Origin of the sequence: Streptomyces sp. AK010 (genome assembly GCF_014207295.1) — a bacterium.
GTDB lineage: Bacteria > Actinomycetota > Actinomycetes > Streptomycetales > Streptomycetaceae > Streptomyces > Streptomyces massasporeus.
This window is the reverse complement of the sequence record NZ_JACHCX010000005.1, coordinates 346,074-359,835: the sequence shown is the minus strand read 5'-3', so window position 1 is coordinate 359,835 and position 13,762 is coordinate 346,074. Positions and strand designations below refer to the sequence as shown.

The following is a 13,762-nucleotide window of genomic DNA, read 5'->3' as shown; positions in this document are numbered from 1 at the left end:
GCGTACACAGTCGCGGTCGTGCGCACGCAACGCCGAAGGCCCGGTCCCGCCAAGATCTTTGGCGGGACCGGGCCTTCGGGCTGTTCGGCCTGAGGGTTACGCCTTGCGCAGGCGGAACGTCAGGGACACGCCTTCGTCGGTGAAGGGCTCGCCATAGGTGCCGTCCGCCTCGCCCTGGGCGAAGTCCGTGGCCAGAACCTCGTCGGCGATCAGGCCGGCGTGGTCGGTGAGGGCCTCGACCGTCGCCCGGTCCGTGGCCGTCCAGCGCAGTGCGATGCGGTCGGCCACGTCGAGGCCGCTGTTCTTGCGGGCCTCCTGGATCAGGCGGATCGCGTCACGGGCCAGGCCCGCGCGGCGGAGCTCCTCGGTGATCTCCAGGTCCAGCGCGACCGTCGCACCCGAGTCGGAGGCCACCGACCAGCCCTCGCGCGGGGTCTCCGTGATGATGACCTCGTCGGGAGCCAGCGTGATGGTCTCGCCGTCGACCTCGACCGACGCCGTCCCCTCGCGCAGGGCCAGGGACAGGGCGGCCGCGTCCGCGTTCGCCACGGCCTTGGCCACGTCCTGGACGCGCTTGCCGAACCGCTTGCCGAGCGCGCGGAAGTTGGCCTTCGCCGTGGTGTCGACCAGGCTGCCGCCGACCTCGCTCAGTGTCGCCAGCGACTCGACGTTCAGCTCCTCCGTGATCTGCGTGCGCAGTTCGGTGCCCAGCGCGTCGAAGCCCGTCGCCGCGATCAGCGCGCGGGACAGCGGCTGACGCGTCTTGACGCCCGACTCCGCGCGCGTGGCACGCCCCAGCTCCACCAGGCGGCGCACCAGCACCATCTGCTTCGACAGCTCCGGGTCGATGGCGGTGAGGTCCGCCTCCGGCCAGGACGACAGGTGGACCGACTCGGGGGCGCCCAGGGTGACGGGGACGATCAGGTCCTGCCACACCCGCTCGGCGATGAACGGGGTCAGCGGGGCCATCAGCTGGGTGACCGTCTCGACGACCTCGTGCAGCGTGCGCAGGGCCGCCTTGTCGCCCTGCCAGAAGCGGCGACGGGAGCGGCGCACGTACCAGTTCGACAGGTCGTCGACGAACGCGGACAGCAGCTTGCCGGCGCGCTGGGTGTCGTAGGCGTCCAGCGCCTGGGTGACCTGGTCGGTGAGCGCGTGCAGTTCGGACAGCAGCCAGCGGTCCAGGACCGGGCGGTCGGCCGGGGCCGGGTCAGCCACGGACGGGGCCCAGTTGGACGTACGGGCGTAGAGGGCCTGGAAGGCGACCGTGTTCCAGTACGTCAGGAGGGTCTTGCGGACGACCTCCTGGATCGTGCCGTGGCCCACGCGACGGGCCGCCCAGGGGGAGCCGCCGGCCGCCATGAACCAGCGGACCGCGTCGGCGCCGTGCCGGTCCATGAGCGGGATCGGGTCCAGCGTGTTGCCCAGGTGCTTGGACATCTTGCGGCCGTCCTCGGCCAGGATGTGCCCGAGGCAGACCACGTTCTCGTACGACGACTTGTCGAAGACGAGCGTGCCGACGGCCATCAGCGTGTAGAACCAGCCGCGGGTCTGGTCGATGGCCTCGCAGATGAACTGCGCCGGGTAGCGGGCCTCGAACAGCTCCTTGTTCTTGTACGGGTAGCCCCACTGCGCGAACGGCATCGAACCCGAGTCGTACCAGGCGTCGATCACCTCGGGCACGCGCGTGGCCGTCTTGCCGCAACCGCCCTGCGGGCAGGCGAAGGTCACCTCGTCGATGAACGGGCGGTGCGGGTCCAGGCCCGACTGGTCCGCGCCGGTCAGCTCGGACAGTTCCGCGAGGGATCCGGCGCAGGTGAGGTGGTCGTCCTCGCAGCGCCAGATCGGCAGCGGGGTGCCCCAGTAGCGGTTGCGGGACAGGGCCCAGTCGATGTTGTTGTTCAGCCAGTCGCCGTAGCGGCCGTGCTTGACCGTGTCCGGGAACCAGTTGGTGCCCTCGTTCTCCGCGAGGAGGCGGTCCTTGAGCTCGGTGGTGCGGATGTACCAGGAGGGCTGCGCGTAGTAGAGGAGCGCGGTGTGGCAGCGCCAGCAGTGCGGGTAGCTGTGCTCGTACGGGATGTGCTTGAAGAGCAGGCCGCGGTTGTCGAGGTCCTCGGTGAGCTTCTCGTCGGCCTTCTTGAAGAAGACGCCGCCGACGAGGGGGAGGTCCTCCTCGAAGGTGCCGTCCGGGCGGACCGGGTTCACGACCGGCAGGCCGTAGGAGCGGCAGACCTTGAGGTCGTCCTCACCGAAGGCGGGGGACTGGTGGACCAGACCCGTGCCGTCCTCGGTGGTGACGTACTCGGCGGTGACCACGAAGTGGGCCGCCTCGGGGAACTCCACCAGCTCGAACGGGCGCTGGTACGTCCAGCGCTCCATCTCGGCGCCCGTGAAGGACTGCCCGGTGGTCTCCCAGCCCTCGCCGAGGGCCTTGGCGAGGAGCGGCTCGGCGACGACCAGTTTCTCCTCGCCGTTGGTCGCGACGACGTAGGTGACCTCGGGGTGCGCGGCGACCGCCGTGTTGGAGACCAGGGTCCAGGGCGTGGTCGTCCACACCAGGAGGGCGGCCTCGCCGGCGAGCGGGCCGGAGGTGAGCGGGAAGCGGACGAAGACCGACGGGTCGACGACCGTCTCGTAGCCCTGCGCCAGCTCGTGGTCGGACAGGCCCGTGCCGCAGCGGGGGCACCAGGGGGCGACGCGGTGGTCCTGGACCAGCAGGCCCTTGTTGAAGATCTCCTTCAGCGACCACCAGACGGACTCGATGTACTCGGGGTCCATCGTGCGGTACGGGTCCTGGAGGTCGGTCCAGTAGCCCATGCGGGTCGTGAGCGCCTCGAAGGCGTCCGTGTGCCGGGTCACCGACTCACGGCACTTCGCGTTGAACTCCGCGATGCCGTACGCCTCGATGTCCTGCTTGCCGGAGAAGCCGAGCTCCTTCTCGACGGCGAGCTCGACCGGGAGGCCGTGGCAGTCCCAGCCGGCCTTGCGGGCCACGTGGTAGCCGCGCATGGTCCGGAAGCGGGGGAAGACGTCCTTGAAGACGCGCGCCTCGATGTGGTGGGCACCGGGCATGCCGTTGGCGGTGGGCGGGCCCTCGTAGAACACCCACTCGGGGCGACCCTCGGACTGCTCCAGGCTCTTGGCGAAGATCTTCTGCTCGCGCCAGAAGTCGAGCACGGCGTGCTCGAGGGCGGGCAGGTCGACCTGGGCGGGTACCTGGCGATACGTCGGCGATGTCATCAGCGGGCTTCCTCCGGCGGACTTGCTGCCTTCCGTCCGGAGGGACGAGAGCTACGTCTGCCTGCGCCGTTTCTTCGGCGCGCTCCCGCGGTACCACCCTCCTTGGCCCTCCGGCACGGGGTGTGCGCCGGCGAGCCCCCTCATTGGGGTCGCGATGCCGGGTCTACCGGCCGTGGGGCCCGTGGGCGCAGCCCACTGTCCACGGCGTTCTTCCGGCGGCTCCGGGGTGATCTTCACGTCGCGCTCGCCCCCGGGCTTCCACCGTCCCCGGGTCGCTCTGGGCTGCGTACGCCGCTACTCGTCCCCATCCACGCTTTTCGCTCCGCCCAGTGTACGGCGCCGGGCGAACGGCGGCCGACCGGGTTTCGGGGCCGGTGGGGGTGGAGTGTCCCGTGGGGTGCGGTGTTCGTGCCAGGTGGGGTGCGATATGGGTTTGATGACCCGAATGGCACGGTATACGTGTTCGGATCCTGGGACGTCCGGCTCGGCGGATTACCGGGCGGGGAGCTGGGCACAACGGATGCAGGTCGCCGCGCGGGCGTGCGCGAGGCGGGCGAATCGGGTGGTGTGCCCCGTTGCCGCGGGACTCGAGTCGATTTATCGTCCCAGCACGATTCGCGAGCAAGGTCACAATGTGTGAAGGGGCCGCGGCCATGGTGGCGAAGAAGACCGCCGTACAGCAGTCGGCGTCCGGCAGGTCCGCGGAGGCCTCCGGCGGCGCGGCCAAGGACGTGGGCGGGAAGAAGTCCACGCAGGGGGGCTCGGCGCGGCGGTCGGCGAAGGAGGGCGGGAGGAAGGCCGCCGGCGGGACGAAGGCGACCGAGAAGCAGAGGACGCCCAGGAAGGCCGTGACCAGGAAGGCCGTGACCAGGAAGGCCGTGACCCGGAAGGTCGTGGCGAAGGGAGCCGGCACCGAGGACGTCGCGGCGGAGGGAACCGTGGCTGGGAAGGGCGCGGCTGCGAAGGCGGCGACCAAGGCGGCGGCCCGATCGGCACCGGCCCGATCCGCGTCGGCCGGGAAGGCCACGGCCGAGGCGCCGGCGGGAAAGGCATCGACCCGGGCTTCGGCGGAGAGGGCAGCACCGGCCAGGGCATCGGCCAGGGCTGCGAGGGAGAGGTCACCGGCCAAGGCATCGGCCAAGGCGTCGGCCAAGGCTGCGGCGGAAAGGTCACCGGCCGACGCTGCGACGGAGAAGGCGCCGACGGCCAAGGCCAAGGCCAAGGCCAAGGCCACCGCCACGGCGGACAAGGCACCGGCGGCCACGGCATCGGCACACAGGGCCTCGGCCCACAAGGCACCGGCGGCCACGGCATCGGCACACAGGGCCTCGGCCCGCAAGGCACCGGCGGCCACGGCATCGGCACACAGGGCCTCGGCCCGCAAGGCACCGGCCGTGGCGCCGGTGGAGGCGGCTCCGGCCGCCGGGACCGCCGCCCGGAAGAAGGCCACGGCCAAGAAGACCTCTCCGGCCGGCAAGGCCGCCGGTGAGAAGGCCGCGGCCAAGAAAGTGGCCGGCAAGCGGACCGCCGCCAAGAGGACCCCGGCCGAGAAGGTCGTCGGAGGCAAGAGCACCACCAGGAGCGCGGTCGGCAAGGGCGCTGCCCGGACCGGCGCGGTCACACAGGACACGGCCGCGAGCAGCACGGCCAAGAAGGCGGGTGCGGCCGAGGCCGCCCGGCAGACGGGAGCGACGACGGTGGTTGCCAAGAAGACTCCTGGCACGGCCACGGCGGCGAAGACCGCCGTTCCGAAGGCGCGGATCGCCGCGGCGGAGCCCGGTGAACTGGCGGTACGCCCGGGCGAGGACCCCTGGACGGAGGAGGAGGTCGAGGAGGCCCGGTCCGAGCTGACGTCCGAGGAGACCCGGCTGCGCGAGGAGATCACGTCGTCGGAGCGGTCGCTGGCCGGTCTGATGCGGGACTCCGGGGACGGCGCCGGCGACGACCAGGCGGACACCGGCACCAAGAACATCACCCGCGAGCACGAGCTGGCCCTGGCCGCCAACGCGCGGGAGATGCTCATCCAGACCGAGCGCGCCCTGGACCGCCTGCACTCGGGCACCTACGGCCTGTGCGAGAACTGCGGCAACGCCATCGGCAAGGCCCGCATGCAGGCCTTCCCCCGGGCCACACTCTGCGTGGAGTGCAAGCAGAAGCAGGAGCGCCGGTACTGACCGGCCCCACCGACCGGCCGCCGAATGCCTCCTGAGCACGTGCGACGTACGGGGTGTGTCGTACCCTCGTCCTCAGTCAGGCACCTAGGTTGAGGGACTCACGTGGCAGAGGCGGAGCGCATCATCGGTACGCCGGACACACCGGACGCGGCCGGGGGCGGCAAGGAGCGGCCCGACGCCGAGGGCACCCCGGCGGCCGGCGAGCCCGGCACCGGCCCGGCGGCCGCGGCGGGAGAGTCCGGTACCGGCGAGGCGGAGGCCGCTGCCGCACCGCCCCGGGGCAGGCGCCGGATCGCGGTGCTGTTCGCCGTCGCCGCCTTCGCCTACGCCCTCGACCTGATCAGCAAGCTGATCGTGGTGGCCAAGCTGGAGCACCACCCGCCCATCGAGATCGTCGGGGACTGGCTGAAGTTCGAGGCGATCCGCAACGCGGGCGCGGCCTTCGGCTTCGGCGAGGCCTTCACCGTGATCTTCACCATGATCGCGGCGGCGGTGATCGTGGTGATCGCCCGTCTCGCCCGCAAGCTGTACAGCCTGCCCTGGGCGATCGCGCTCGGCCTGCTGCTCGGCGGTGCGCTGGGCAACCTCACCGACCGGATCTTCCGGGCGCCGGGCGTCTTCGAGGGCGCGGTCGTGGACTTCATCGCGCCCAAGCACTTCGCCGTCTTCAACCTGGCCGACTCGGCGATCGTGTGCGGCGGCATCCTGATCGTGCTGCTGTCCTTCCGGGGCCTCGACCCGGACGGGACCGTCCACAAGGACTGAGCGCGCGTACAGCCCTGTCGTAGCCGTCCGGCATACTCGACGGGTGAGCACGCTTCCCGAGATCCGTACCCTGCCCGTGCCCGACGGCCTGGAGGGCGAGCGCGTCGACGCCGCCATCTCCCGCATGTTCGGCTTCTCCCGTACCAAGGCGGCCGAGCTCGCCGCCGCGGGGAAGGTCACGGTCGACGGGTCGGTGGTCGGCAAGTCGGAGCGTGTGCACGGCGGCGCCTGGCTGGAGGTCGAGATGCCGCAGGCGCCCGCGCCGGTGCAGATCGTGGCCGAGCCGGTCGAGGGCATGGAGATCGTGCACGACGACGATGACGTGGTCGTGATCGTCAAGCCCGTCGGCGTCGCCGCGCACCCGTCGCCGGGCTGGACCGGGCCGACCGTGATCGGAGGCCTGGCCGCCGCCGGGTACCGGATCTCCACCTCCGGCGCCGCCGAGCGCCAGGGCATCGTGCACCGGCTCGACGTGGGCACCTCGGGCCTCATGGTGGTCGCCAAGTCGGAGCGCGCCTACACCTCGCTCAAGCGTCAGTTCAAGGAGCGCACGGTCGACAAGCGCTACCACACGCTCGTCCAGGGCCACCCCGACCCGACCAGCGGCACCATCGACGCGCCCATCGGCCGGCACCCCCAGCACGACTACAAGTGGGCCGTCACCGCCGAGGGCAAGCCGTCCGTCACGCACTACGACCTCATCGAGGCGTTCCGCGCTGCCTCCCTGCTCGACGTGAAGCTGGAGACCGGCCGCACGCACCAGATCCGCGTCCACATGGCCGCCCACCGGCACCCCTGCGTCGGCGACCTCACCTACGGCGCCGACCCGACGCTCGCCAAGCGCCTCGGCCTGACCCGGCAGTGGCTGCACGCGGTGCGGCTCGGCTTCGAGCACCCCGGGGACGGGCAGTGGGCCGAGTTCTCCTGCGACTACCCGGAGGACCTGCAGAAGGCCCTGGACCAGGTCCGCGAGGAGACATACGCGTGAGCACGCCGTACGTGGTGCGCCTCGCCGAGGATCCTGCCGACCGTGAGGCGTGCTTCGCGGTGCGCAAGGAGGTCTTCGTCGGCGAGCAGGGCGTGCCGGAGGACCTGGAGTACGACGCGTACGACGCCGGCGCGGTCCATGTGCTGGCGGTCCGCGAGGACGGTGCGCCGCTCGGGACCGGGCGGCTGCTGCACGGGGAGGCGGCCGTGGCGCAGACCGGCGCCGACCCCTCCGTGGGCTGCCTCGGCCGGCTCGCCGTGACGGGCGCCGCGCGCGGGCTCGGTGTCGGTGCCGCCCTGGTGCGGGCCATCGAGGACGCGGCACGCGCGCGCGGTCTCGCGGCCGTCGACCTGCACGCGCAGACGCACGCGCTCGGCTTCTACCAGCGGCTCGGCTACGAGCCGTACGGGCCCGAGTACTTGGAGGCGGGCATTCCGCACCAGGGGATGCGGCGTTCGCTTTAGCCCTTCATGACGGGTGCCGAAACGGTTTGTCCCGGGAGTTGCGTGGCAGGCTTGAGGTCAGTCGTGTGAATATCTGACCTCGTGGAGCGCTGACCGTGGATCAGTTGGCCCTGCTGTTCGTGCTGCTGCTCGGGGCCGTGATCAGTGTCCCCATGGGTGACCGGTTCAAGGTGCCCGCGCCGGTGCTGATGACGCTTCTGGGGATAGTCCTCGCGCTGCTCCCGTTCGTACCGAACGTCGAGATCCCGCCGGACCTGATCCTGCCGCTGCTGTTGCCGCCCCTGCTGTACGCCGCCGTGCGGCGCACGTCCTGGCGGCAGTTCACGGCGAATCTGAGGCCGATCTTCCTGCTGGCCGTGGCCCTGGTGTTCGTCACCATGGCCTGTGTGGCCGCCGTCGCCGACGCGATCGTGCCGGGGCTGCCGCTGGCCGCGGCCTTCGCGCTGGGCGCGCTGGTGGCGCCGCCGGACCCGGTCGCGGCGACGGCCGTGGCCGGGCAGCTGGGCCTGCCGCGCCGGCTGGTGTCGATCCTGGAGGGCGAGGGGCTGTTCAACGACGTCACGGCCATCGTCCTCTACCACGTGGCGATCGCCGCCGCCGTCAGCGGGACCTTCTCGCCCTGGAAGGCCGGGCTCGATCTGGTGCTGTCGGCGGTGGTGGCGGTGGCCGTGGGCCTCGCGCTGGGCTGGGGCGCGAACAAGCTGATGGACGTGCTCGGTGACGCGACCCTGCAGATCGGGCTGACCCTGCTGGTGCCCTACGCGTCCTACGTCATGGCCGAGGAGCTGCACGGATCCGGTGTGCTCGCCGTGCTCACCACCGCGCTGTTCCTCGCGGAGTACGGCTCCGACGCCGACGACGTCATGACCCGGCTGGCCGGGCACACCTTCTGGAACATCGTCGACACACTCGTCACCGGCGTCGCGTTCGGGCTGGTCGGCCTCGAACTGCACAACGCGATCCGCACGGCCTCCGGGCGATGGGGCGAGCTGCTCTGGTGGGCGGCGGTCGTGGTGGTCGTTGTCGTCTTCGCGCGGCTGCTGTGGCTGCTGCCGGCGACCTGGCTGACCAAACGGCTGCACGCCCGGCGGGACTACGACGAGGACATCCCGGTGAGCTGGCGCGAGACCGTGGTGATGTGGTGGTCGGGGATGCGCGGGGTGGCCTCGGTCGCGCTGGTGCTGGCGATCCCGCTGGAGACCGACACGGGTGCGCCGTTCCCCAGCCGGGACGAGATCATCTTCATCGCGTTCGGCGTGATCATGGCGACGCTGGTGCTCCAAGGGCTCACCTTGCCATGGCTGGTGCGGCGGCTCGGCGTGAAGGCCGACACGGACCGGGAGAAGGGGTTGGCGAAGGCGCTGGCGATCCGGGCGGCCAAGGCGGCGAAGCAGAGGCTGCGGGAGATCGAGGAGAACGAGGAGCTGTCGGAGGAGCTGTCCGAGCAGATGCTGCGGCGCGCCTACGACATCGGCGTGCGGATCAGTCCCGAACTCGCGGAGGACGAGCGGCGGGAGGCGTACCGGGAGGGCGCCCGGCGGGTCAAGCGGTTGCGGCGGATCCAGCAGGAGATGCTGAGCGCGGCGCGGCACGAGGTGCTGGCGGCGCGCAGCGAGCCGGGGGCGGATCCCGAGGTGGTCGACCGGGTTCTGCGGCACCTCGACGTGCGCAGCCTGCGATGAGGCCGGCGGCACCGGCCGCCGGATTGACCCCGGGCGGTCGGGGCGTCGTAGGGTCGTCCGTATGGCACGGAATGTAGTGATCAGTGGTGGAGGAACGGGGATCGGGCTCGCGGCGGCTCGGGTCTTCGCGGCCGGCGGGGACCGGGTCCTGCTGCTCGGGCGGCGCGCCGACGTGCTGGAGAAGGCCGGGGTGCCCGGCGCGCTGACGTACGCGGCCGATCTCGCCGAGCCGGAGGACGTGCACGGGGTCGCCGCCTTCGTGGAGCGGGAGTTGGGGGCCGTGGACGTGCTCGTGCACAGCGCCGGGGGCAACGGGCTGCTCGAACCGGACGCCCGCGCCGACGACCCGCTCGCGGCCGTCGCGCACACCTGGAGCGTGAACTTCCGGCTCAACACCCTCACCGCCGTGCTGCTCACCGAGGCCCTGAAGCCGCGCCTCGCCGAGCCCGGCGGCCGGGTGCTGTTCCTCAGCTCCATCGCCGCCTACCGGGGATCCGGGAGCGGGGCGTACGCGGCGGCCAAGGCGGGGCTGCACCCGTACGCCCATGATCTGGCCCGGGAGCTGGGGCCGCGCGGCATCACCGTGAACGTGGTCGCGCCCGGGTACATCGAGGACACCGAGTTCTTCGGGGACACGATGGCCGAGAAGCGGCGGGCACGGCTCATCGGCGAGACCTCGAACGGGCGGGCCGGGACTCCGGGGGACGTCGCCGAGACGCTGCACTGGCTGGCCTCGCCGGGCGCCGGGCACATCACCTCGCAGATCATCCAGGTCAACGGCGGCGCCGAGCGCGGCCACTGAACCGCTGGACGGCAGGAGGGCTCCCCGCAGTGCGGGGAGCCCTCCTGCCGTCCGAGCGTGTGGTCACCGCTCCGGACGTCCCGAGTTGTGGTTGCCGTGGTAGCGGCGCTGCTGCGCCGGCACGCCGTCCTGGGACGGACGGTGTCCGTTGCCGTTGCGGGAGGGCGGCAGGATCGCGTCCGCCGTGTTGACCCGGGGCAGGGCATACGGATGCTCGTCGGCCAGCCAGCCGAGCATCTGCTCGCGGACCGCGACGCGCACCGTCCAGATGTCGTCCGCGTCCTTGGCCGTCACCAGGGCCCGCACCTCCATGGTGCTCGGGGTGCTGTCCGTGACGGACAGGTTGTAGGCGCGCCCGTCCCAGGCCGGGCACTCGCGCAGGATGTCGCGGAGCTTCTCGCGCATCGCCTCCACGGGCGCGGAGTGATCGACGTGCCAGAAGACGATGCCCGTCATCTGCGGGGTGCCGCGCGACCAGTTCTCGAACGGCTTGGACGTGAAGTACGACACCGGCATGGTGATGCGGCGCTCGTCCCAGGTGCGGACGGTCAGGAAGGTCAGGGTGATCTCCTCGACCGTGCCCCACTCGCCGTCCACCACCACGGTGTCGCCGATGCGCACCATGTCGCCGAAGGCGATCTGGAACCCCGCGAACATGTTGCTCAGCGTGGACTGCGCGGCGACACCGGCGACGATGCCGAGGATGCCGGCCGAGGCCAGCAGCGAGGCACCCGCCGCTCGGAACGCCGGGAACGTCAGCAGCATGCTCGCCGCGGCCACCACACCGACGACCGCGGACACCACCCGCATGATCAGTGTCACCTGCGTACGCACCCGGCGGACCCTGGCCGGGTCACGGTGGGCCCGGGCGCTGGCGTACCGGCTGTACGAGGTCTCGACGATCGCGGCAGCGATACGGATCATCAGCCAGGCGGCCGACCCGATCAGTACCAGGGTCAGCGTCCGGCCGATGGCCTCGTCGCGGCTCGGAAGCAGTTCCGCCTCGTCGTACGACCCTCTCAGCAGGGCCGCGAAAAGGACCAGCATGTAGGGGATGCGGCCACGGCGGAGCAGGCCCCACAGCGGGGTCTCGTGGTGTCGTTCGTCGGCCTTGCGCAGCAGGAAGTCGGTGGCCCAGCCGATCACCAGCGTGAGCACGACCGAGCCACCGACCACGATCAGCGGTCGTAGCAGGTTCTCCATGCCCCCGAACCTAACCGGCTCCCGGGGTGCATGAACATGTGACTTCCGCTGCGTCGGGGGGGGGTGCCGTGATCCCGGCTCGTCACACCCGGCTGGCACCATGGCCTCATGAACATCATGCTTTTTCACTCGGCCTTCGGGCTGCGGCCCGCGGTGCTCCAGGCCGCTGACCGGCTGCGCTCGGCCGGACACGAGGTGTGGACGCCCGGCCTCTTCGAGGGGCGCACGTTCGAGTCGGTCGAGGAGGGCATGGAGCACAAGGAGAAGATCGGCAAGGAGGAGCTGCTGAAGCGGGCCGTGCTGGCCGCCGCTCCCTACTCCGAGCGCGGGCTGGTGTACGCCGGGTTCTCGCTCGGCGCCTCCATCGCCCAGACCCTCGCCCTCGGCGACGACAAGGCGCGCGGCCTGCTGCTCCTGCACGGCACGTCGGACATCGCGCCGGACGTCACGGCGGACGACCTGCCGGTCCAGCTGCACGTGGCGGAGCCGGACCCCTTCGAGACGGACGACTGGCTCAGCGCCTGGTACCTCCAGATGGGCCGGACCGGCGCCGACGTGGAGGTGTACCGGTACGCCGGGGCCGGCCACCTCTACACCGACCCCGACCTGCCCGACTACGACGAGGAGGCCGCCGAGGCCACCTGGCGGGTGGCGCTCGGCTTCCTCGAAACCCTGTAGCGTCGGTTACACCGGGTCGTAGGTGCGCTCGACCTTCTGCGTGCCGCTGCGGGTGCGGTACGAGCGGGACCACTTGGCGCTCGCGTCGCGCTTCGCGCGGTCGGAGACGACGTAGAAGTCCATCTGCGCGCGCTCGGCCGTGATGTCCAGGACGCCGTAGCCGTGGCGGTCGGTGTCGACCCAGTGGACATGGCGGTTGGCGGCGCGGATGACCGGCGAGGCGACCGCGGAGACCGTGCCCTCCGGGACCTTGACGATGTCGTCGAGGTTGTCGGAGGTGACCGATGTGACGACGAACTCCGTGGCGGCGGACGGGGACAGCGGATACGTACCGGCGTCCACCGGCACATCGTTGGCCCAGGCCATGTGGATGTCGCCGGTGAGGAAGACGGTGTTGCGGATCGCGTTCGTGCGCAGGTGCGCCAGGATCTCGCGGCGGTCGTCGGTGTAGCCGTCCCACTGGTCGGTGTTGAGGGCGAGGCCCTCCTGCGGCAGGCCCAGCAGCTTGGCCAGCGGCTTCAGCAGATCGGCGGAGAGCGAGCCGACGGCGAACGGCGAGATCATCACCGAGTTGCCGACCAGCCGCCAGGTGGTGTCGGACGACTTCAGCCCCGCCTTGAGCCAGTCCAGCTGTGCGCGGCCGGTGAGCGTGCGGTCCGGGTCGTCGACCTCGCCGTTGCCGACCTTGACCTGCTGCGAGCGGAAGGAGCGCAGGTCCAGCAACGAGAGGTCGGCCAGCTTGCCGAAGCGCAGCCGGCGGTAGGTGGTGCCCGCGATCGCCGGGCGGACCGGCATCCACTCGAAGTAGGCCTGCTTGGCGGCGGCCTGGCGGGCGGACCAGGCGCCCTCCGCGCCCTCGGTGTGGTTCTCCGCGCCGCCCGAGAAGGCGTCGTTGGCGAACTCGTGGTCGTCCCAGATCGCGACGACCGGGGCGGTGGCGTGCAGCGCCTGGAGGTCCGGGTCGGTCTTGTAGCGGGCGTGCCGGGTGCGGTAGTCGGCGAGCGTGACGATCTCGTGGGCCGGGGCGTGCGGGCGGACGACCTTGCCGCGGGTGCCGTACTCGCCGGTGCCGTACTCGTAGATGTAGTCGCCCAGGTGCAGCCAGGCGTCCAGGTCGCCGCGGGCCGCGAGGTGCCGGTAGGGGGAGAAGTAGCCGGCCTCCCAGTTGGCGCAGGAGACGACGCCGAAGCGCAGGCCCGTGACGGCCGCGTCGTGCGCGGGGGCGGTGCGGGTGCGTGCGGTGGGGGAGTCGGTGCTGCCGGCCGAGAAGCGGAACCAGTAGTCGGTGCCCGGCTTGAGGCCGCGGATGTCGGCCTTCACGGTGTGGTCGGAGGCGGCGGTCGCGGTGGTGGAGCCCTTGGCGACGACGGTGGTGAACGCCTTGTCCTCGGCGACGGTCCAGCTCACCTCGGTGTCCGGGCCGGCTCCGGAGCCGGGTATCGCCTCCGGGACCGGGGTGACGCGGGTCCACAGCAGGATGCCGTCGGGCAGCGGGTCACCGGAGGCGACGCCGTGCAGGAAGGCGGGGGCCTGGTCGGCGGCGCGCGCCGGCAGGGTCGCCGCCAGCGGCCCGGCCAGGACAGCGGTCGCCGCCGCGGCCTTGACGACCGTACGGCGGCGCGGGGTGAGGGAGTTGAGGCCCTCTGACGTATTCGATGATCTGTATCGACTGGTCACGACCGATCAGGTTACTGGTCGGTATGCGCCAGAGCGGGCGAACTCCCGAAGTTCGCCCGCTCTTCATGCGGAGGGTCAAATTCCCCCGA

10 protein-coding genes are annotated in these 13,762 nt (G+C 71.5%); 7 read left to right on the top strand and 3 right to left on the bottom strand.

Annotation, left to right across the window (positions count from 1 at the left end; genetic code table 11):
- Window positions 1–96: 96 nt before the first annotated feature.
- A complete protein-coding gene (gene ileS / locus HDC93_RS12770; RefSeq protein ID WP_185010179.1) occupies window positions 97–3,240 on the bottom strand; it encodes an isoleucine--tRNA ligase in 3,144 nt (1,047 codons plus the stop codon).
- Window positions 3,241–3,893: 653 nt separating this feature from the next.
- Between ileS and HDC93_RS37795 the strand changes: the two genes are divergently transcribed.
- The 6 genes from HDC93_RS37795 (at window position 3,894) to HDC93_RS12740 (ending at window position 10,115) form a co-directional block, all read left to right on the top strand.
- The gene (locus tag HDC93_RS37795; protein ID WP_221516566.1) at window positions 3,894–5,414 is read left to right on the top strand and encodes a TraR/DksA family transcriptional regulator; all 1,521 of its coding nucleotides are present in this window, start codon (window positions 3,894–3,896) and stop codon (window positions 5,412–5,414) included.
- Window positions 5,415–5,516: 102 nt separating this feature from the next.
- Window positions 5,517–6,179: a signal peptidase II gene (gene lspA, locus HDC93_RS12760; RefSeq protein WP_185010177.1), complete on the top strand. Its 663-nt coding sequence runs from the start codon at window positions 5,517–5,519 to the stop codon at window positions 6,177–6,179.
- Window positions 6,180–6,222: 43 nt separating this feature from the next.
- On the top strand, window positions 6,223–7,167 hold the full coding sequence (locus HDC93_RS12755) for an RluA family pseudouridine synthase (protein ID WP_185010175.1): 945 nt from the start codon (window positions 6,223–6,225) through the stop codon (window positions 7,165–7,167).
- Window positions 7,164–7,631 (top strand): GNAT family N-acetyltransferase, encoded by a 468-nt coding sequence (locus HDC93_RS12750; protein ID WP_185010173.1) that lies wholly within the window; start codon window positions 7,164–7,166, stop codon window positions 7,629–7,631. Before HDC93_RS12755 ends, HDC93_RS12750 begins: the two co-directional genes overlap by 4 nt.
- A 95-nt stretch (window positions 7,632–7,726) precedes the next feature.
- A complete protein-coding gene (locus HDC93_RS12745) occupies window positions 7,727–9,313 on the top strand; it encodes a Na+/H+ antiporter (RefSeq protein WP_185010171.1) in 1,587 nt (528 codons plus the stop codon).
- 61 nt (window positions 9,314–9,374) lie between these two features.
- Window positions 9,375–10,115, top strand: coding sequence for an SDR family NAD(P)-dependent oxidoreductase (locus HDC93_RS12740; protein ID WP_185010169.1), 741 nt, complete (start codon window positions 9,375–9,377; stop codon window positions 10,113–10,115).
- Window positions 10,116–10,178: 63 nt separating this feature from the next.
- Here the strand turns inward: HDC93_RS12740 and HDC93_RS12735 are convergent, their stop codons facing one another.
- Entirely contained in the window at window positions 10,179–11,318 is a 1,140-nt protein-coding gene (locus HDC93_RS12735; protein WP_185010167.1) for a mechanosensitive ion channel family protein, read from the bottom strand.
- A 108-nt stretch (window positions 11,319–11,426) separates the two neighbouring features.
- Between HDC93_RS12735 and HDC93_RS12730 the strand changes: the two genes are divergently transcribed.
- The gene (locus HDC93_RS12730) at window positions 11,427–11,996 is read left to right on the top strand and encodes a dienelactone hydrolase family protein (protein WP_185010165.1); all 570 of its coding nucleotides are present in this window, start codon (window positions 11,427–11,429) and stop codon (window positions 11,994–11,996) included.
- Between the two features lie 6 nt (window positions 11,997–12,002).
- Here HDC93_RS12730 and HDC93_RS12725 read toward each other — a convergent pair whose 3' ends face one another.
- Complete coding sequence (locus HDC93_RS12725; RefSeq protein WP_185010163.1) at window positions 12,003–13,673, bottom strand: alkaline phosphatase; 1,671 nt, start codon at window positions 13,671–13,673, stop codon at window positions 12,003–12,005.
- Between the last annotated feature and the right edge of the window lie 89 nt (window positions 13,674–13,762).